General features: G+C 54.4%; 16 protein-coding genes and 1 pseudogene. 8 read left to right on the top strand and 9 right to left on the bottom strand.

What is annotated here, in order from left to right; translation table 11 throughout:
* Positions 1 to 37: 37 nt before the first annotated feature.
* Entirely contained in the window at positions 38 to 1,297 is a 1,260-nt protein-coding gene (locus tag HMPREF1051_RS08385) for an N-acetylmuramoyl-L-alanine amidase (protein ID WP_003767102.1), read from the bottom strand.
* Positions 1,279 to 1,755: a tRNA (adenosine(37)-N6)-threonylcarbamoyltransferase complex ATPase subunit type 1 TsaE gene (gene tsaE / locus HMPREF1051_RS08390; RefSeq protein ID WP_003767098.1), complete on the bottom strand. Its 477-nt coding sequence runs from the start codon at positions 1,753 to 1,755 to the stop codon at positions 1,279 to 1,281. Before tsaE ends, HMPREF1051_RS08385 begins: the two co-directional genes overlap by 19 nt.
* A 255-nt stretch (positions 1,756 to 2,010) precedes the next feature.
* Between tsaE and murI the strand changes: the two genes are divergently transcribed.
* A complete protein-coding gene (murI, locus tag HMPREF1051_RS08395; RefSeq protein WP_003779418.1) occupies positions 2,011 to 2,820 on the top strand; it encodes a glutamate racemase in 810 nt (269 codons plus the stop codon).
* An 88-nt stretch (positions 2,821 to 2,908) separates the two neighbouring features.
* Here murI and HMPREF1051_RS08400 read toward each other — a convergent pair whose 3' ends face one another.
* The 4 genes from HMPREF1051_RS08400 to HMPREF1051_RS08415 all read right to left on the bottom strand — a co-directional run bounded on the left by HMPREF1051_RS08400 (position 2,909) and on the right by HMPREF1051_RS08415 (position 7,510).
* Positions 2,909 to 5,017: a TonB-dependent receptor gene (locus HMPREF1051_RS08400; RefSeq protein WP_003767077.1), complete on the bottom strand. Its 2,109-nt coding sequence runs from the start codon at positions 5,015 to 5,017 to the stop codon at positions 2,909 to 2,911.
* 203 nt (positions 5,018 to 5,220) lie between these two features.
* Positions 5,221 to 5,844 carry a 16S rRNA (guanine(527)-N(7))-methyltransferase RsmG gene (gene rsmG, locus HMPREF1051_RS08405; RefSeq protein ID WP_003767114.1) on the bottom strand — a complete coding sequence of 208 codons (624 nt, stop codon included), beginning with the start codon at positions 5,842 to 5,844 and terminating at the stop codon, positions 5,221 to 5,223.
* 309 nt (positions 5,845 to 6,153) lie between these two features.
* Positions 6,154 to 6,501 carry a hypothetical protein gene (locus HMPREF1051_RS08410; protein ID WP_003767075.1) on the bottom strand — a complete coding sequence of 116 codons (348 nt, stop codon included), beginning with the start codon at positions 6,499 to 6,501 and terminating at the stop codon, positions 6,154 to 6,156.
* Positions 6,502 to 6,511: 10 nt separating this feature from the next.
* Positions 6,512 to 7,510 carry an RluA family pseudouridine synthase gene (locus HMPREF1051_RS08415; protein WP_003767132.1) on the bottom strand — a complete coding sequence of 333 codons (999 nt, stop codon included), beginning with the start codon at positions 7,508 to 7,510 and terminating at the stop codon, positions 6,512 to 6,514.
* Positions 7,511 to 8,077: 567 nt separating this feature from the next.
* Between HMPREF1051_RS08415 and HMPREF1051_RS08420 the strand changes: the two genes are divergently transcribed.
* Entirely contained in the window at positions 8,078 to 11,107 is a 3,030-nt protein-coding gene (locus HMPREF1051_RS08420) for an Rne/Rng family ribonuclease (RefSeq protein ID WP_196794318.1), read from the top strand.
* Between the two features lie 102 nt (positions 11,108 to 11,209).
* Here HMPREF1051_RS08420 and HMPREF1051_RS08425 read toward each other — a convergent pair whose 3' ends face one another.
* Positions 11,210 to 11,746, bottom strand: a complete 537-nt coding sequence (locus tag HMPREF1051_RS08425; RefSeq protein ID WP_003767081.1) for a porin family protein — start codon at positions 11,744 to 11,746, stop codon at positions 11,210 to 11,212.
* Between the two features lie 476 nt (positions 11,747 to 12,222).
* Here HMPREF1051_RS08425 and HMPREF1051_RS08430 point away from each other — a divergent pair, with 476 nt between their 5' ends.
* Entirely contained in the window at positions 12,223 to 13,059 is an 837-nt protein-coding gene (locus tag HMPREF1051_RS08430; RefSeq protein WP_003767116.1) for an FKBP-type peptidyl-prolyl cis-trans isomerase, read from the top strand.
* A 368-nt stretch (positions 13,060 to 13,427) separates the two neighbouring features.
* On the opposite strand, the gene HMPREF1051_RS08435 is transcribed toward HMPREF1051_RS08430, so the two are convergent.
* A complete protein-coding gene (locus HMPREF1051_RS08435) occupies positions 13,428 to 14,660 on the bottom strand; it encodes a PilT/PilU family type 4a pilus ATPase (RefSeq protein WP_003759784.1) in 1,233 nt (410 codons plus the stop codon).
* Positions 14,661 to 14,830: 170 nt separating this feature from the next.
* A complete protein-coding gene (locus HMPREF1051_RS08440; RefSeq protein WP_003767088.1) occupies positions 14,831 to 15,877 on the bottom strand; it encodes a type IV pilus twitching motility protein PilT in 1,047 nt (348 codons plus the stop codon).
* Positions 15,878 to 16,056: 179 nt separating this feature from the next.
* Here HMPREF1051_RS08440 and HMPREF1051_RS08445 point away from each other — a divergent pair, with 179 nt between their 5' ends.
* The 5 genes and pseudogenes from HMPREF1051_RS08445 to dksA all read left to right on the top strand — a co-directional run bounded on the left by HMPREF1051_RS08445 (position 16,057) and on the right by dksA (position 19,100).
* Positions 16,057 to 16,764 (top strand): YggS family pyridoxal phosphate-dependent enzyme, encoded by a 708-nt coding sequence (locus HMPREF1051_RS08445; RefSeq protein WP_003767119.1) that lies wholly within the window; start codon positions 16,057 to 16,059, stop codon positions 16,762 to 16,764.
* A pseudogene (locus HMPREF1051_RS15280) lies at positions 16,689 to 16,889 on the top strand (hypothetical protein); the annotation flags it as partial. The gene HMPREF1051_RS08445 and the pseudogene HMPREF1051_RS15280, both read left to right, overlap by 76 nt.
* A 246-nt stretch (positions 16,890 to 17,135) precedes the next feature.
* Positions 17,136 to 17,933, top strand: a complete 798-nt coding sequence (gene proC, locus HMPREF1051_RS08450) for a pyrroline-5-carboxylate reductase (RefSeq protein ID WP_003767125.1) — start codon at positions 17,136 to 17,138, stop codon at positions 17,931 to 17,933.
* A gap of 2 nt (positions 17,934 to 17,935) precedes the next feature.
* Positions 17,936 to 18,490: a YggT family protein gene (locus tag HMPREF1051_RS08455; RefSeq protein ID WP_003767107.1), complete on the top strand. Its 555-nt coding sequence runs from the start codon at positions 17,936 to 17,938 to the stop codon at positions 18,488 to 18,490.
* Between the two features lie 193 nt (positions 18,491 to 18,683).
* A complete protein-coding gene (gene dksA / locus HMPREF1051_RS08460) occupies positions 18,684 to 19,100 on the top strand; it encodes an RNA polymerase-binding protein DksA (protein ID WP_003767066.1) in 417 nt (138 codons plus the stop codon).
* Positions 19,101 to 19,227: the final 127 nt, after the last annotated feature.

A 19,227-nucleotide genomic window follows, 5' to 3' on the forward strand; every position in this document is an offset into this window, starting at 1 on the left:
TTTCAGACGACCTTTTATCTTTTCCGGCAAACCAGACTTACCCTCTGCGCAATGCGGCGGTATTGACGTATTTTTGGATGCCGGTGGCGATGGCGTCGGCGCATTGGCGGCGGAAGGAATCGCTGCCGAGCAGCCGCTCTTCGGTCGGGTTGGACAGGAAGGCGGTTTCGACGAGGATGGACGGGATGTCGGGCGCGCGCAGGACGGCGAAGTTGGCTTCGTCAACGCGGCCTTTGTGGAGTTGGTTGAGTTTGCCCAATTCGGTCAGGACGGAATGTCCGAGCTTGCGGCTGTCGCGCATGGTGGCGGTTTGGGTCATGTCGAGAATGGCATTATCGACGCTGCGGTTGCCGCTTTTGGCAACGCCGCCGATGGCGTCGGCGTTGTTTTGGGTTTGGGCGAGGAATTTGGCGGCGGAGCTGGTCGCACCTTTGGTGTTGAGCATATACACGCCGGTACCGCGCGCGGACGGGCTGGTGAAGGCGTCCGCGTGGATGGAGACGAACACGTCGGCATTACGGGCGCGGGCTTTGGCGACGCGCACGCCCAATGGGATGAAGATGTCTTCGTTGCGGGTCATGTAAACGGTGTAGCCTATGCTTTCAAGGCGGTTTTTGGCTTCGCGGGCGATGGAGAGGACGACGTTTTTCTCTTTCAAGCCGCTGGGTCCGATGGCGCCGGGGTCTTCGCCGCCATGACCGGGGTCTATCATAATGACGGGACGGCGTCCGCCGCGGTTGGAACGCGCAGGCGTGTCTTGGGCAATGTTTGTGCGCTCGGCAGGACGTTGGGTTTGCATGCGTTTCGGCGGGTTACCGTTGAGCAGCGCCATCATCGGGTCGTTGGCATCGACGCCGTGCGGATAAAGGTCGATCACGAGGCGGTTTTTAAAGCCGCCGACAGGGGCAAGCGAGAAGACTTGCGGATGAGCGTTTTGCTTGAGGTCGATCACGACGCGCACGGTCGTCGGGGTATTTTGTCCGGCGCGGATGCTGCGGATGTAGGGGTCGTCGGGCAGGACTTTGCCGGAAATGCCTTGCAGGACGCTGTTGATGTTGGCGTTTTGGATGTCGACGACGAGCCTGCCGGGGTTTTCCAAGGCGAAATGCTGATATTGCAGCGCGCGCGAGCTTTCGATGGTGATGCGGGTATATGCGTGCGAAGGCCAAATACGGGCGGCGACGAATTGGGCGGGCGGCGCGGCTTTGGCGAGGGCGGAGGCAATCGGCGTGAGGGTGAACAACAGTCCGGCAGTTTGGCGGACGACTTGTCTTCGTGTCAGTTTGAATTTAACCATGCTTCTAAACTTTTTTGTCCGTTGGCGGTGTGTGCGGTAGCGGTGCAGGTTCTGCCCTGCTCGGCGTGATTCAGGGATACGGTGATGTCTGCGGGCGGCGTGAACGCGCCGCCCTGTTGCGGCCATTCGATGATGCAGACGCTGTCAGGGGAGAACAGGTCGTCTAGACCCGCATCTTCCCACTCTTCGGGCGAGGCAAAGCGGTAAAGGTCGAAATGATGGAGCGTGAACGCTTCCAGCGGGTAGGATTCGACGATGGCGTAGGTCGGGCTTTTGACCGCGCCGGTGTGTCCGAGTCCGCGCAGGATGCCGCGCGTGAACGTGGTTTTCCCCGCGCCCAAATCGCCTTGCAGATGGATGACCAATGGCGCACGCAGCGATTTTGCCCAACTTCCGCCCAACTCGAGTGTGGACTCTTCGTCGGGAAGCCGGCGGGAAAAGGTTGCGCCCTCGCTCATGAAATCAGCCTTATCGTGTTCTAAAGACCTTAATTATGCTGTATTTACGGGCATTTGCAAACATAAGGGAGGATAAAGTTAGATAAAGATGTTCAATCGGCATCTTTGCCGTCTGCCGTCCAAACGCCGCAGAGGTCGTCTGAAAATACCGTTTCCGCACAACTCAAACCCTTTCAGACGACCTCCGTCCCTGTTAAGCCTTGCGCCGAACGTGTACAATCCGCCCCATCATACCTAATCCGTACAAACCGCATCATGACTATCAGCAAACAACGCCCCATCGGCGTTTTCGATTCCGGCGTCGGCGGCCTGACCAACGTCCGTGCCCTGATGGAACGCCTGCCGATGGAAAACATCATCTACTTCGGCGACACCGCCCGCGTTCCCTACGGCACCAAATCCCGCGCCACCATCGAAACCTTCGCCATGCAGATTGTCGATTTCCTGCTGGAAAACGATGTTAAGGCACTGGTCATCGCGTGCAACACCATTGCCGCCGTTGCCGGACAGAAAATCCGCCAAAAAGCAGGCAATATGCCTGTATTGGACGTGATTTCCGCCGGCGCACAGGCCGCTCTGAACACCACGCGCAACAACAAAATCGGCATCATCGCCACCAACACCACCGTCAACAGCAACGCCTACGCCCGCGCCATCCACGCCCAAAACCCCGACACGCTCGTGCGCACGCAGGCGACGCCGCTGCTCGTGCCGCTGGTGGAAGAAGGCTGGCTTGACCATGAAGTGACCCGCCTGACCGTGCGCGAATACCTCAAACCGCTCTTGGTGGACGACATCGATACGCTCGTCCTCGGCTGCACCCACTTCCCGCTGCTCAAGCCCCTAATCGGCAAAGAAGCGCAAAACGTCGCCCTGGTCGATTCCGCCATCACCACCGCCGAAGCGACCGCCCAAGCACTCGCCCAAGCAGGGCTGCTCAACACTGAAAACGACAGCCCCGACTACCGCTTCTACGTCAGCGACATCCCCCTGCGCTTCCGCACCATAGGCGAACGCTTCCTCGGACGCAGCATGGAACAAATCGAAATGGTCTCGCTGGGATAAGGCATATCCCGCATACCAAAACGAGAGGTCGTCTGAAAACTCGAAACACGAGTTTTCAGACGACCTTTGTTCTGTTTCCTGTCCGGATTTAGAAACTGTAATTCACCCGCGCCGTATAAGTACGCGGCGCGCCGGGCATGGCGTCGGAACGCCAGTATTTTTGATTGAACAGATTGCCGACGGCGAAAGTGAGGTTCAGATTTTTGCGGTTCCAGCCGAGCATGGCATCGGTACGGGCGAAGCCGGGAAGCGTGGTGGTTGCTTTTTGGCTCGAATTGTAGCCGTAGCGTTTGCCCGTACCAGTTACGCCGATTTCGCCGTAGAGATTTTCGGTCGGCGTGTAACGGAAAAACAGGTTGCCGGTAACGTTGCTGGTGTTTTCTAAATGGATGCCCACGCGGTTTGGATTTTCCTTGTCTTCAACCACTTTTGCCTGCATCACGCCCAACGAGCCGCGCAGGTAGAGTTTTTTGGGGATGATTTGTCCGATGGCAGACAACTCCACGCCGCGCGAACGGTGTTTGCCGCCGACTGCCCAAGTGTAGGGATCATTTTGCGCGTCGGGGCGGTAGCGGATATTGAAGCGTTCGATTTGGTAGGCGGACAATGTGGTGCTGAGGCGGTCGTCCAGCCAACTGCTTTTGACACCGGTTTCGTATTGGCGGGTGTACTCGGGATCGGCGTTGAACACGGCAGAAGACGAAGTATCGATGCTCAAATAGCCGCCGCGTTCGCCATAAGGCGCGAAGCCTTTGTTATACGAGGCGTAAAGCGTGTGGGCGGGTGTTACGTTCCACACTGCGCCGATATTGGGGCTGAACGAGTGGCCGCTGTATTGGCGGCTGCTGCCGGTGAGTTTGTTTTCGGAATTAAAGGTGTATTTGTCGTAACGGCCGCCGAGGACAAATTTCAAATCGGGCGTGGCGGAGAAGATGTTTTGCACGAAAATGCCGTAGGAGTCGGCTTTGTGGCGGTTTTGGGTGAGGACGGGCTGCAATCTGCCCGAAGCCAGCCAGCTTGCGCGGTCGTAGGGGTCGATGGAGGCGGAGAAGGCGCGGTTGTAACCCAATGTCGGGTTGCGGTGTTCGCGGCTGTAATCCAAGCCTACGGTCAGGTGGTTTTCAAAACGGCCGATGTTGTAGTCGCCGTTGAGCGTGAAGTTGGACGACAGGGTTTTGTTATCGGTCTGCTGCCAGGCGTAATTGCGCTTGATTAGGCTGCCGTTTTCGCTGCCTGCATAGAAATGGTCGAAATCCTGCGCCGCCGTGCGGTGGGCGAGCTGCCATTGGGCGCGCCATTTGTCGTTGAAGGCGTATTCGAGGTCGGAACGCCAAACTTGCAGCTTGTCTTTGACAAAATCGTTCGGGTGGGCGAAACCCATGCGGTAAGGCAGTCCGAAGCGGTCGTACACGGACTTGGTCGGACTGCGGTCGGGCGTGCGCTCCACGTTGTCGTAGGTGTATTGCCCCGTCCATTTCAAGCCGTTGTCGAGTTTGACGGTAATGCTGGGCGAAACCATGACGTTTTTGCTGTCTATGCCGCTGCGGAACGAATTGGCACGCCCAACTTCGCCGGTGAGGCGGATGGCGACGTTTTTGTTCAGCACTTCGTTGATGTCCATATTCAGGCTGCGGTTTGCCCACGAGCCGTAAACCGCACCGATGTTGCGGCTTTGTTTGAAATTGGCGTATTTGCTGACCATATTGATGACGCCGCCGCCGTTGGTGCGTCCGTAAAGGACGGAAGACGGACCTTTCAGGATTTCCACGCGCTCGATGTTGGCGGTGCTGCGGCGGACCTGCCCGCTTTCGCGCACGCCGTCGCGGTAGATGTCGGATGCGTCGGCTTGAAAACCGCGCAGGAAAATGCTTTCGCCGCGCATATCGTAGGCAGCGTCAATACCGGCGTTGCCTTCGAGGATGGAACTCAAATCGTTCGTGCCGTAGTTTTTGTTTTTCTGGATGTTGAGCGTATCGACGGTTTGCGGCGTTTCTTTGATGAGCTGGCCGTTGCGGGTAACGGCGGCTTCGTCGTAATTGATGTAGCCTTTGAGTACGCTGGTGTCGGACTGTCCGACCACGGTAACGGTGGGCAGGGTGGCGGTGTAATGTTCGCTATCGGCGGTATCGGCGACATACGGCGGGAAGGCGGAGGCAATCAGGGCGGGAAGCAGGGAAAGGCGGACAGAATATTGCATGTTCAACTCGAAAGGTGAAGGGATGCGGCATTATAGGAAATATTTTTGCTTAATCGAAATAATTGATAATAATTATCTTTATTTATGACAAACCGTGTTTATATTTTGCAACGAAGCAGCCATAAACCGAAAGGTCGTCTGAAAAGCCCTGTTTCGGGTTTTCAGACGACCTTTGCAATATTCAGACTCAACGTTCGGAAGGCTCAAACCTTCTTCAAAACCACCATATGCCGTTCTGCATCCAAGCCTGGGACGTGGAGGGCTTCGACGCGTTCGACGGCGACGGTGTCGGGGAGTTTGGCGATTTCTTCTTCGGGGTACACGCCTTTCATGGCGACCCAGCGGCCGCCGTCTTTCAGCAGGTGTGCCGTCCAGTTGACGAAGTCGGCGAGTTCGGCGAAGGCGCGGCTGGTGATGATGTCGGCTTGGAGGTCTTGAACGGCTTCGACGCGGCCGCTGACGACGCGGACGTTGGCGAGTCCGAGTTCGATGACGGCTTGTTGCAGGAAGGCGGTTTTTTTGGTGTTGGCGTCCAGAAGGGTGATGTTGAGGTCGGGACGGCAGATGGCGGCGGGAATGCCGGGCTGTCCGCCGCCGGAACCGACATCCAGCATAGTGTGCGCGCCTTGTAGGTAGGGGAGCAGGGTCAGGCTGTCGAGCAGGTGGTGGCTGACCATTTGCTCTTCGTCGCGCAGGGCGGTGAGGTTGTAGGTCTTGTTCCACTTTTTGAGCAGGCCGGTATAGGCGAGCAGCAGGGTTTGCTGTTCTGCGGATAGGTCCAAACCTAATGCCTGTATGCCTGATTGGAGTTGCTGTGTCGGGGTCATGGTGTTTGTCCGTGTTGTGTCGGGCGTTATGGTAGCGGAAAAAAAGGTCGTCTGAAAGGCGTGGGGTTATTAAGGGATTAGGTTCTCAGGGCAGTGGAGTTGTAGCGTGGGCTTTGCCCGCGAAACTTGTTGTCTGACAATTTGAAACTGTCTTTATTTTCACATTTATTTCGTGGGCAAAGCCCACGCTACGGGTTTCAGGCGACCTTTGGGTGTTTTCGGGAACGGTTAGTATTTAATTTTCCGAGCGAGCTCTAATGTGGCGAAGCTGGCTGAAAATATGGAAAATTTTTCAGACGACCTGAGCAATCAGTTTTCCGTTTGGCGGATCAGCATGTAGGCTGCATCGGACAATTCACCACACGGGGAAACTGTTTCACCGTTTTCATTCAGGATGGTAAAGGATTCCTGTATCCCGCCGATTTCCGCTTCGCCATCCAAGCCGAGCAATAAGGAATACATTACGTCGTCCAATGCCGATTCCAATGCGGAGTCAAACAGACGACGTTGCTTGTCCGTTAATTCCAGCATGTTTATTTTTTGCGCCGTCGCGGAAACGGAACGGCGGTTTTTCAATTCTGACAGATAACTTTTTTTGAAATTCAGCCAGCGTTGGACAAATTCTTCGGCAGGTAGGATGTTGTGATTTGAGGGCATGATTTATCTTTCAGACGACCTTCCCCGCGTTTTCCAGCATTAAGACAAATTGTGCCAAGTCTTGCGGCAGCGGGGCTTTTAAGATGAGTTTTTCGCCTGTCAGCGGGTGGTCGAGGTGTAGTTCGGCGGCGTGGAGGAACATTCGTTTCAAACCGAGTTTCTGGAGGCGTTTGTTGGCTTGGTAGTCGCCGTAGCGTTCGTCGCCGGCGATGGGGCATTGTTGCGATTGCAGGTGGACGCGGATTTGGTGGGTGCGGCCGGTTTTCAGGGTGGCTTGCACGAGGGTGAGGTGCGAGAGGCCGACTTGGTGCAGGAGGTCGTCTGAAAAGCGGTTGAGCACGCGGAAGATGGTGTGCGCGGATTGTCCGTCTTCGCTGACGCGCACCATTTTTTCGCCTTGCGCGCCGGTGTATTTGAACAGGGGCAGTTTGACGTGGAAGCTGTCGTTCGGCAGTTTGCCTACGCCCAGCGCGAGGTAGATTTTTTTGGGATGGTCGTTGCGGATGGCTTCGTGCAGTTTGACGAGCGCGCTGCGTTTTTTGGCGATCATCAAGAGGCCGCTGGTGTCTTTGTCGAGGCGGTGGACAAGTTCGAGATAGCGGGCATCGGGGCGGGCGCGGCGGATTTGTTCGATGACGCCGAAGCTCACGCCGCTGCCGCCGTGGACGGCGGTGCCTGCGGGTTTGTCGATGACGAGCAATGCGTCGTCTTCGTAGATGATGGTAAATTCGCGCGCGGGTACGGCTTGGGCGCGGTTTTCAGACGACCTTTGTTTTTCGGCGGTGCGCACGGGCGGGATGCGGAGCAGGTCGCCTGTCTGGATGCGGCTGTCGGGCTTGCAGCGTTTTTTGTTCAGGCGCACTTCGCCGGCGCGGATAATGCGGTGGATATGGCTTTTGGGTACGCCTTTGAGGATTTTTATCAGATAGTTGTCAAGGCGTTGTCCGGCTTCGTGTTCGGCGACGGTAATCAGGCTGACTGAATCTTTGCTTATTGCGTGCGTTTTCATCTATAATCTCGAACATCCGTTTCGGCAGAAACCTGTACAAACAGGCCGTATGGGACGGATGGTATTGTTAAAACGAGATTTTATATTAAAAACGCACTCTGCAAAGCATTTTCCCTGCGTTTATGCCCAAGCCCGTAAACGCAGGAACGTGATTAAGTTTGATTTGATTTTGCCGATTTGACCGGGCATAAGACGAGGGACGGGTGTTTGACAAACCTGCCGCGCCGCACCGTTCGAAACTTCCGGCATAACGATAATAAGAAGATGTCGGCTACCTGTTTTCTAAGCCGGGCCTGTACCGTCCGGACTTCGGCGGCGGACGGAGTGTTCCGCCGCATTGTTCTTTATTGCCTTCTTTATCCGTATCCTTCCGCACACGGCCGCATTGTTTTGGGCGGCGTGCAACCTTGCGGACTTCAATTCAAAAACTGATTGCTCATCCGGGTTTCTGCATCCTGCGCCGAAAAGGGGCGCGGGCTATGCCCAATCCCGCCCGCCTCGCAGAGTGTCTGACAAAGAGCAGGCAGGTCGTCTGAAAAGGCTGCCCGCCTGTGCGAGGTAATGATTATGAAAAGAATGTTGTTCAATGCAACGCAGGCCGAAGAGCTGCGCGTTGCCATTGTCGATGGGCAAAACCTTTTGGATTTGGACATCGAAACGCTGGGTAAAGAGCAGCGCAAAGGTAATATTTATAAGGGTATCATCACCCGCATCGAGCCGTCGCTGGAAGCGTGTTTCGTAGATTACGGAACCGACCGCCACGGCTTTTTGCCGTTTAAGGAAGTATCGCGTTCGTATTTCCAAGATTACGAAGGCGGCAGGGCGCGCATTCAGGATGTACTCAAAGAAGGCATGGAAGTCATCGTCCAAGTTGAAAAAGACGAACGCGGCAACAAAGGCGCGGCGCTGACCACCTTCATCAGCCTGGCCGGACGCTATCTGGTATTGATGCCCAACAACCCGCGCGGCGGCGGCGTATCCCGCCGTATCGAAGGCGAAGAGCGTCAAGAACTCAAAGCCGCTATGGCGGAACTCGACATTCCGAACGGCATGAGCATCATCGCCCGCACCGCCGGCATCGGCCGCAGCGCGGAAGAGTTGGAATGGGATTTGAACTACCTCAAACAGCTTTGGCAGGCCATCGAAGAAGCCGGTAAGGCGCACCACGAACCCTACCTCCTCTTCATGGAAAGCTCGCTGCTCATCCGCGCCATCCGCGACTATTTCCGTCCCGACATCGGCGAAATTCTGGTGGACAATCAAGAGGTTTATGACCAAGTTGCCGAGTTTATGAGCTACGTCATGCCGAGCAACGTAGGTCGTCTGAAACTCTATGAAGACCACACGCCGCTGTTCTCACGCTTCCAAATCGAACACCAAATCGAAAGCGCGTTTGCCCGCAGCGTCAGCCTGCCTTCCGGCGGCGCGATTGTGATCGACCACACCGAAGCCCTCGTTTCCATCGACGTCAACTCCGCCCGCGCGACACGCGGCGCGGACATCGAAGACACCGCGTTCAAAACCAATATGGAAGCCGCCGAAGAAGTCGCCCGCCAAATGCGTTTGCGCGACTTGGGCGGCTTGGTCGTCATCGACTTCATCGACATGGAAAACCCCAAGCATCAGCGCGATGTTGAAAACGTCTTGCGCGACGCGCTCAAAAAAGACCGCGCCCGTGTGCAAATGGGCAAACTTTCCCGCTTCGGCCTCTTGGAATTGAGCCGCCAACGCCTGAAACCCGCTTTGGGCGAAAGCAGCCACGTCGCCTGCCCGCGCTGCGCCGGTACCGGCGTCATCCGCGGCATCGAATCGACCGCCCTACACGTTTTGCGCATCATTCAAGAAGAAGCGATGAAAGACAACACCGGCGAAGTGCATGCGCAAGTGCCCGTCGATGTTGCCACCTTCCTGTTGAACGAAAAACGCGCCGAGCTGTTTGCGATGGAAGAGCGTTTGGACGTCAACGTCGTCCTGATTCCGAATATCCACTTGGAAAACCCGCACTACGAAATCAACCGCATCCGCATCGACGACGTAGAAGAAGACGGCGAACCGAGCTACAAACGCGTTGCCGAGCCGGAAGAAGACGAATCCGCCAAACCTTTCGGCAGCGAAAGAGCCAAAGCCGCCCGTCCCGAACCCGCCGTCAAAGGCGTGCGCCATACCCAGCCTGCCCCGACCGTATCCGAGCAGAAAAGCGGTTCATGGTGGGATACCTTCAAAGCATGGCTCAAACGCATTTTCGGCGGCAATACCGCAACCGAAACCGCGCCTGTTGCCGAAGTGGCGGAAAAACGCACTTCAAACGGCAACAACCGCAACGGTAATTCCGGCAACCGCCGCGCAAACAACCGCCGCCAAAACCCGCGCCGCAACAATAGGCACGACGGCAGCAAGGTAGAAGTGCGCGAAGTGGCGGACTTCAAAGACAAAGTAGCGGACAATCAGGCAGCGGAAAACGAAACCCGCAACGCCAAAGACAACCGCCGCAGCCGCAACCGCCAAAACGAGCGCAACGCCGCCGCGGAAGCCGAAAACCTCGAAGTCCAAGCACTCGCCGCCGCAACGTCGTCTGAAAACGAATCCCGTTCGGGCGAGCAGGCACAAGGCAGCAAACGCCGCCGCAACAACAATCGTAACGAACGCAACCGCGAACAAGCGGACATCCGCGCGGAAGAAACCTTGTCCGAAGCAGTGGACAGCGTAGCGGAAGAGGGCGTGCAAACCGCCGATAACGATGCACCGAAAGGCAACGAACGCCGCCAACGCGAGCGCAACAACCAACGCGACCGCCGCGAACGCAACAATCAGCGCGACCGCCGTCAAAACGGTAAAAAACGCAATATTCCGTCTGCCGCCAAAATCGAGCAGTACCTGAATATTCACGATACCGCCGACAAAGTCCGCTTTGCCGCCGCGCACGTCATGGGCGAGCCTGTCGAAGAAGAACCGTTTGCCGTAACCATCCCCGCTCCCGAGGATAGTGCCGAGCCTTTGGTTGTCGTCGTTTCCGAACCCGTTGCGGCCACTGAAGAAGCCTTCGTGTTCTCCATCGAAGGCGAAGAAGCGGACAGCGGCATCCTGATCGAAGACAGCACCGACGATGAATGCAGCATCATCGACTCCGCCATCGGCAGCGTTGAAGATACCCCGACTTCCGTGTTTGCCATCGAAACCGAAGACGGCTACCAACCGATGACCGCCGTCCCTGCCGAAGGTGAAGCCGAAGCCGTCGTTGAAATGGAGGAAGAACTGGTCGTTTGGAAAGCCGAACGCGAAGCCGTCGCCGCCATCGAAGCCCTTGCCGCAGCAGCAGCGGCCGCCGCCGCCCAAGCAGCAGAATCCGAACCGCAAACCGCGCCGGAAGCAGGCCAAGCGGAAGCGACCGAGCCGGAAGAAACTGTCCCTGCCGTTGCCGCGCTGCCCGACTTAGGCGGTTTGGTGTTCGTCGAAACCAATCCCGAAGCCGTCGCCGCCTTTGCCGAACAGGTTCAGCCCGAACCCGAATCCGGCCTGCGCCGCGCGGACGTGCCGAAAGTCGAAGCCGAACCCGTTGCCGCTGCCGAAATGGTCTTGGTGGAAACGCGCAAAGACTAAAGGCTGAAAGAAGAGGGCATCGTTTAAGATGCCCGAATCGACAAAAAGGTCGTCTGAAACCAGATTTACGGTTTCAGACGACCTTTGTCTGTTTAAAAAAGATTATTTGAAGCGGTAGCCGACGGTAGCCATGTAGCTGTTGTTGTGGACTTTCAAATTGTCTTTTTTATAACGGGTTTGCTCCCATTCGGCACCGACTTCGACATTCGGTGCAACGGCGTATTTCGCGCCCACGCCGTAGCCGAGGCCGTTCATATTGTTGCGTTTCGCGCCCAGATTGTCGAAGCGGCCGTAGTGGTAGCCGACCTTACCGTAAGCCAGCGCATTGTCGGTCAGGCGGTAGCCTTGGACGTAGGAAACGTTGGCATCGACTTTTTGTTTCGCATTGCCCGCGATTTTGCGGTGCAGCGGTTTAACGCCGGCTTCAACGCCGCCAATCCAGTTGCTTTGTCCGAATTGTGTGTTGTAGCTGCCGCGTACGGCAACGTCGCCTTTGGTTTTTTCGTTCAGATTAACGTTGCGCACATCACTTTTGGTTGCGCCCGCGCCGACTTCCAAGCCTGCGCCGGTAAAAGAACCGTCAGCGAAAGTGATGGCGGAAGCGGTAGCCAATAAAACAGTCAGTAAGGTTTTTTTCATGATAATGCTCCTTCACGGATAAACAGGAAGCGTGTTTCTGCTTCCGACGAATCCAGTATCGGATGCTTGCGGATGAGCCGCAACCGCCTTTGCCGAGGCGTTACCCATCTTCTCAAGTGCTTAACGTTTGTAATTCATTGAAACGGCTGAATTTGTATCGTCCGAAATATCGAGGTGCGCGATTTATAATTTGCGTAAAGTGCGATGAAAAGTATGAAGATTTATGAACCTTGCTGTGTGGAGAGGGGTGCGTTTGGCAGCGGAGGCGGAGTGCGGAGAAAATGATAAAAGCTTAAATGGCGGTTTACATTGGTCAGTGTGGCTTTATTGCCATAAGAGTGAGAAAGGTCGTCTGAAAACTGGGTTTTTGGGTTTTCAGACGACCTTTTTATCGTGTTTGTATGATTTTTTTCTAATTTCTTTATGCGAAGGTTATAATCCCTGCTTCTTCCAATTTCCCGCCAAAGAGAAATACTATGAATAAAATCTTGAAATTAAGCATGTTGGCACTGATTGCCACGTTTTCCCTGACAGCTTGCAGCAATAAAACCCCCGATACTTCTTCAACTACGACCACGCCTTCATCTCTTAATGGTACAACTGCAAAAGAGACCGAGGCGTCTGCTGAATCAGATACATCTTCATCTTTCAAAAGTTTGGATGAAAAAGGCAGCTATGCAATGGGTATGGACGTTGGCAAATCCTTGAAGCAGATGAAGAAACAGGGTTTCGAAGTTGATATGAAAGCCTTCTTTAACGCCGTACAGTCCGTATACAATGGTAAACAGACTAAATTGAGTGAATTGGAAGCCGGCATAGCGCAGGTGGAAATCATGACAGAACTTGAAGCTAAAGCAACGAAAAAATACGAGGAAGAAGCACGAGCCAATAAAGAAAAAGGTGAGGCTTTTTTGAAAGAAAATGCCACTAAAGAGGGCGTGAAAACAACAGCATCCGGTTTGCAGTACAAAATGATCAAAGAGGGTACAGGCAGACAGCCTCGGAAAAACGATCTCGTACATGTCGAATATGAAGGCCGCCTGATTGACGGTACTGTCTTCGACAGCAGTAAAGAAGGTGTAAGTGATGATGGAGTAGGCGGCATTATCTCTTTTCGGCTTGACCAAACCATACCGGGCTGGATAGAAGGTTTGCAGCTTTTGAAAGCAGGCGGCGAGGCTACTTTTTATATTCCTGCCAAACTCGCTTACGGAGAAGAAAAGCTTGGCAATAAAATCGGTCCGAATTCCGTTTTGATATTCGACGTCAAATTGGTCAAAATCGACAGAAACGGCAAACATCGTATTCGGTAATCTGCTTCTTCCGGCAAAGAGGGCATTAAGATTAGCGCTCATGTAAAACTGGGTGCTGGCTCTGGTTAAAGCCAATCCGATGGTTGCGCTCTCCCTAAAACCTTCTTGATAAAGGGCGGATAATCGCCGTATCAAATATAGTGGATTAACTTTAAACCAGGACGGCGTTACCTCGCCTTAGCTCAAAGAGAACGATTCTCTAAGGTGCTGAAGCACCAAGTGAATCGGTTCCGTACTATCTGTACTGTCTGCGGCTTCGTCGCCTTGTCCTGATTTAAAGTTAATCCACTATAAAATATAAAAAAGGTCGTCTGAAAACCCGTATTTCAGGTTTTCAGACGACCTTTGTTTTGCCTGACATCGGGTGTTTACGAAATCAGGTTCAAATCGCTGATGCGGTCGTAGAGGCGGTCGGGGTCGTTGCCTTCTTCGTGCATTTGGATACGCAGGCGCAGGTCGTTGGTGGAAACGGCTTGGCGCAGGGCTTCGTCGTATTCGATTTGACCTTGGATGTAGAGTTCGAACAGGTGTTGGTCGAAGGTCTGCATACCGTCTGTGCCGGAGCGCATCATGAGTTCGCGGATTTCCATGAGTTCGCCTTTGAAAATCAAATCCTGCATGGCGGGTGTGTTGAGCAGCAGGTCTACGACGGCGGTACGCTGGCTGCGGTTTTTCTTGATGGCGAGGCGTTGGCCGATGATGCCGGTCAGGTTGAGTGCCAAATCCATGAGGACTTGTTTGCGTCGGTCTTCTTGGTAGAAGTTGATGATACGCTCGATGGTTTGGGCGGCGGTGTTGGCGTGGATGGTGAAGACGCACAAGTGGCCGGTTTGGGCAAGCTGGAGGGCGTATTCCATACTGGCTTCGCTGCGCACCTCGCCGATACAGACGACGTCGGGCGCTTGACGCATCGCGCTTTGAACGGCGATTTTCCAGTCGTTGGTGTCGATGCCGACTTCGCGCTGGGTGAAGATGCTGCGGCGGGGTTTGTAGATGAATTCGATCGGGTCTTCGATGGTGACGATGTGGCCGGGCATTTTGTGGTTGCGGTAGTCGAGCATGGATGCCATGGTGGTCGATTTACCGGAACCGGTCGGGCCGGCAAGGATCAGCAGGCCGCGCGGGGAAAGGGAGAGGTCTTTGAGTTTGGCGGGCAGGCCGAGGCTCTCCATTTCGGGGATTTCTTGGTTGATGCGGCGCAAGACCATGCCGACGCGGCCTTGTTCGTGGTAGGCGTTGACACGGTAACGGGTGTTGCTGCGGGATTGGACGGAGTAGTTGAGCTCCCATTCGCGGTTGAAGGTCTCAAGCTGCTCGGGGTTCATGGTGGATTCGACGATGGCGGCTGTGTCTTCGCCGGTCAGGGCTTTGTGCGGGACGGGGGTTAGGGTGCCGCTGACTTTGACGGCAGGCGGGAAGCCTGCGCTGATGAAGATGTCGGATGCGCCGCGTTTTTCTGCTTCGACGCACATGCGGTCGAGCAGGGGATGGAGGTGTGTACCGATTTCGGCGGGGGTAGGGATGTGCGGCGGTTGGTTTTTTTGCGAGTAGGCTTGCACCATTTCGCTGAGTAAGTCGTGTAAAGGAGTTGTTTCGCTCATTTTGTGTACTCTTTATCAGTAAGTGAATATTGAGACCGGCGGGCGGTTTGTTTGTTATTGGGTGTTGTGCCTGCCTTGCGGAGGTCGTCTGAAAATGGGAAACGGGCTTCCTCGTTGTGAAACTGCGTTTTCAGACGACCTGGTTTGTTCCCGATAGTGGAATGTATTTATCAGACGATGGTCATGCTGTCGCTGTTTTGCGCTTTGCTGCGGGCTACGTCGGGGCTGATGGTACCTTGGCGGACGAGGGTTTGCAGCGCTTGGTCGAGGGTTTGCATGCCGTGTGATTGACCGGTTTGTAGCGCGGAGTTGATTTGGGCGATTTTGTTTTCGCGGATCAGGTTGCGCACTGCGGGGGTGGAAATGAGGATTTCGTGTGCGGCGACACGGCCGTTGCCGTCGCGGGTTTTCAGCAGGGTTTGTGAAATAACCGCGCGCAGGGATTCGGACAGCATGGAACGTACCATTTCTTTTTCGCCGGCAGGGAATACGTCGACGATACGGTCCACGGTTTTGGCGGCGCCGGTGGTGTGCAGCGTACCGAATACCAAGTGGCCGGTTTCGGCGGCAGTCAGCGCGAGGCCGATGGTTTCGGGGTCGCGCATCTCGCCCACGAGGATCACGTCGGGGTCTTCACGCAATGCGGAACGCAGGGCGTTGGCGAAGCTGTGGGTGTGTTGGTGCAGCTCACGCTGGTTGACGAGGGCTTTTTTACTTTGGTGGACGAACTCGATCGGGTCTTCGATGGTGAGGATGTGTGCGGGTTGGGTTTCGTTGATGTAGTTGATCATCGCCGCCAGCGTGGTGGATTTACCGGAACCGGTCGGGCCGGTTACCAATACCAAGCCGCGCGGGTTGTCGGCGATTTTTTGGAAAATACGCGGGGCGCGCAGGTCTTCCAGCGTCAATACGTCGCTCGGAATGGTACGGAAGACGGCGGCAGGGCCGCGGTTGGAGGTAAATGCGTTGACACGGAAACGGGCGACGTTGGGCAGCTCGAAGGAGAAGTCCACTTCCAAATCTTGTTGGAACAGTTTGCGCTGATGGTCGTTCATGACCGAAGTGACCATGTTGCCGACTTCTTCGGCGGACATTTCGGGTAGGTTGATGCGGCGGATATCGCCGTGAACGCGGATCATGGGGGACATTCCGGCGCTTAAGTGAAGGTCGGAAGCTTTGTTTTTGACGCCGAAAGCGAGTAAGTCGGTAATCTGCATAATGTGGCCTTGTTTTAGTTTAGAATAATGAGGCGGAACCCGATTTAAAATGCGGACGCGGAATGCCGGGCATTTCCCTGTTCAGGTTCCGATAAATTGTATTATTTTAAATACATAAACCGTTCAGACCAAGTAAAATTTTCAAAATCGCTGTAATTGATGTAATAAAGGAAGAAATCATGTCGGTATTGCAACAAAATTATGCGGAGGTGTGCCGCCGCATTGCCGAAGCCGAGCAAAAGGCGGGCAGGCAGGCGGGCGAAGTGGGTCTGATTGCCGTCAGCAAAACCTTCCCTTCAGACGACATCCGCGAGGTATATGCCGCAGGGCAGCGTGATTTCGGTGAGAACTATATTCAGGAGTGGTACGAGAAAACGGAAACGCTCGCGGATTTGCCCGACATCGTTTGGCACGTCATCGGCGATGTGCAGTCAAACAAGACCAAATTTGTCGCCGAACGCGCGCATTGGGTGCATACGATAGGTCGTCTGAAAACCGCCCGCCGCTTGAGCGAACAGCGTCCGTCCGAAATGCCGCCTTTGCAGGTGTGCATCGAAGTCAATATCGCGGGCGAGGAGGCGAAACACGGCGTTGCGCCCGATGAGGCGGTCGCGCTGGCGGTGGAAGTGGCGAAGTTGCCGAATGTGGTTGTACGCGGATTGATGTGTGTCGCCAAAGCCGACAGCGATGATGAAGCATTGCGCGTTCAGTTCCAAACCATGCAGAAACTGCTTGCCGGCCTGAACGCGGCGGGTGTCCGCGCGGATGTGTTGTCTATGGGGATGTCCGGCGACATGCCTGTGGCGGTCGCATGCGGCGCAACGCATGTGCGCATCGGCAGCGCGATTTTCGGCAGACGGGAACCAAAAGGGAAAGACAGTCAATAAAACAGATTATCTCGGTCGTTTTGCTGGGTTTAACCTTAACGGGTTGTCGGTTGATGGGCTGGTATCCATGTTCGTCCTTGTCAGGCTGGTGCAAGCCCAAAAAGCCGGCGGCAATAGATTTTTGGAAAAACAGGGTTTACACCGAACATCGCTGCCCGAAAGCGTTCGTTGGTAAAAAGGTCGTCTGAAGTTTTCTAGTTTGGTGGGAACGGCATTTCAGACGACCCCAAGTATAGTGGATTAACTTTAAACCAGTACGGTGTTGCCTCGCCTTGCCGTACTATCTGTACTGTCTGCGGCTTCGTCGCCTTGTCCTGATTTAAATTTAATCTACTATAAAATGTATTTCATTTAAAAATTGAAGGAAATTTATGAACATCTACTTTTTAGGCGGTGGCAATATGGCGGCCGCCATCGCGGGCGGATTGGTCAAGCAGGGTGGATACCGCATCCACATCGCCAACCGCGGTGCGGAAAAACGCGAGCGTTTGGCAAAAGAATTGAATGTTGAAGTTTCTGAATCCCTGCCCGAACTGCATTCAGACGACGTTTTGATTCTTGCCGTCAAGCCGCAGGACATGGAAGCCGCGTGCCACAACGTTCGTGTCAACGGCGCATTGGTGCTATCCGTCGCCGCCGGTTTGTCTATTGATACTCTCAGCCGCTACCTTGGTGGAACACGCCGCATTGTCCGTACCATGCCCAATACGCCGGGAAAAATCGGTTTGGGTGTATCCGGCATGTTTGCCGAATCGGAAGTGTCCGAAGCCGACCGCACCGCCGCCGACCGGATTATGCGCTCCGTCGGTTTGACCGTTTGGTTGGATGAAGAAGACAAGTTGCACAACATTACCGGCATTAGCGGCAGCGGCCCCGCCTACGTCTTTTACCTGCTTAGCGCGCTGCAAGCCGCCGCTCAGGCGCAAGGGTTTAGCGAAGAAGATGCCCGCGCCCTCAGTCTCGCCACGTTTAAAGGTGCAGTCGCCTTGGCAGAACAAAGCGGCGAAGACTTCGCGCAATTGCAGCAAAACGTTACTTCCAAAGGCGGAACCACCCACGAAGCCATCGAAACGTTCAAATCATGCCACGTCGCCGAAGCCATTGCCCAAGGCGTGGAAGCCTGCGTCAAGCGTTCGCAGGAAATGGCACAACAATATAAGGTCGTCTGAAAATGCGCGGAGATTTATTGATATTGCTTGCCGACGGCATCGTTATCCTGTGTTTGGCACGTCTCTTCCTGCAGGCGGCGGGATTGAGTGAAAATCATGCGCTCTTGGCGTTCAGTAAGCGATCAACCGATTGGCTGGTCAACCCGCTACATAAAATTCTGCCGGTTAAAAAATACGACCCAGCCTGCCTGTTGTCAGGACTGTTGTTATATTACATCGTATTCACCTTCATCACTTTAGTGGCGCAGCCTACCGCATTCAGCGCAAAAATCATCATCGCCAATTTTATACTGGCAGTATTAAATACAATTAAATCAGCGGCTTATGTGTTGTTGATGGGGTTGTTTATCCGAATGGCACTCAGTATTAAAGATCCCTATTCCCAGCTTTCCGTCGCGCTGGAACGGATATATCGCCCCATACTTTCTCCCGTGCAGTTTTTAAAGTACGGACGCTACGATTTTTCAGGTAGTATATTGGCATTATTACTGTGGATCTGGTTAAGCAGTCTATCGCCCCAAATTACCCGCCAAATCAACTTGTGGCTACTGCAATAGACAGCGAGTTCATTAAGAATTTGCAGTATGACGTAAGCAAAATGCAAAAAAGTGAAAATCGAAAACACGACTGTGAAAACATGGTATCATGCCGCCATTTCCAAACGGGCTTGAGAAAAGAAGTCCTAAGAAATCAATAAAATAAACCACTTGAGTAGCATTTCGTTTCCCGCAATAGATTGAAAGAAAAATTATGGCAAAGCTGACAGAACAAGACATTTTGAATTGGGACGGCCCGGAAGAAGACTACATGAATAGTGACCAGTTGGCATTCTTCCGCGAACTGCTGGTAAAAATGCAAGACGAACTGATTGAAAACGCATCTGCCACCACCGGCCACCTGCAAGAACACGAATCGGCTCCCGATCCTGCCGACCGCGCCACTCAAGAAGAAGAGTACGCGCTGGAGCTGCGCACCCGCGACCGTGAGCGCAAACTTTTAGGTAAAGTACAAGCAACCATCCGTAGCATCGATGAAGGCGATTATGGTTTCTGCGCAGATACCGGCGAGCCCATCGGCCTCAAACGCCTCCTTGCCCGCCCGACTGCGACACTTTCCGTGGAAGCACAAGAACGCCGCGAACGCATGAAAAAACAGTTTGCCGACTAAGTATAACGAAATCGGCTAATTGAATTAGACAGTAAGAAAATGAAAAGGTCGTCTGAAAGAGGTTTCAGACGACCTTTGCTGTTTTTGATTTGAAATAAAAGTCTTTGTATTTCAGGTTGTTGTTATG

Origin of the sequence: Neisseria sicca VK64, from assembly GCF_000260655.1 — a bacterium.
GTDB lineage: Bacteria > Pseudomonadota > Gammaproteobacteria > Burkholderiales > Neisseriaceae > Neisseria > Neisseria sicca_B.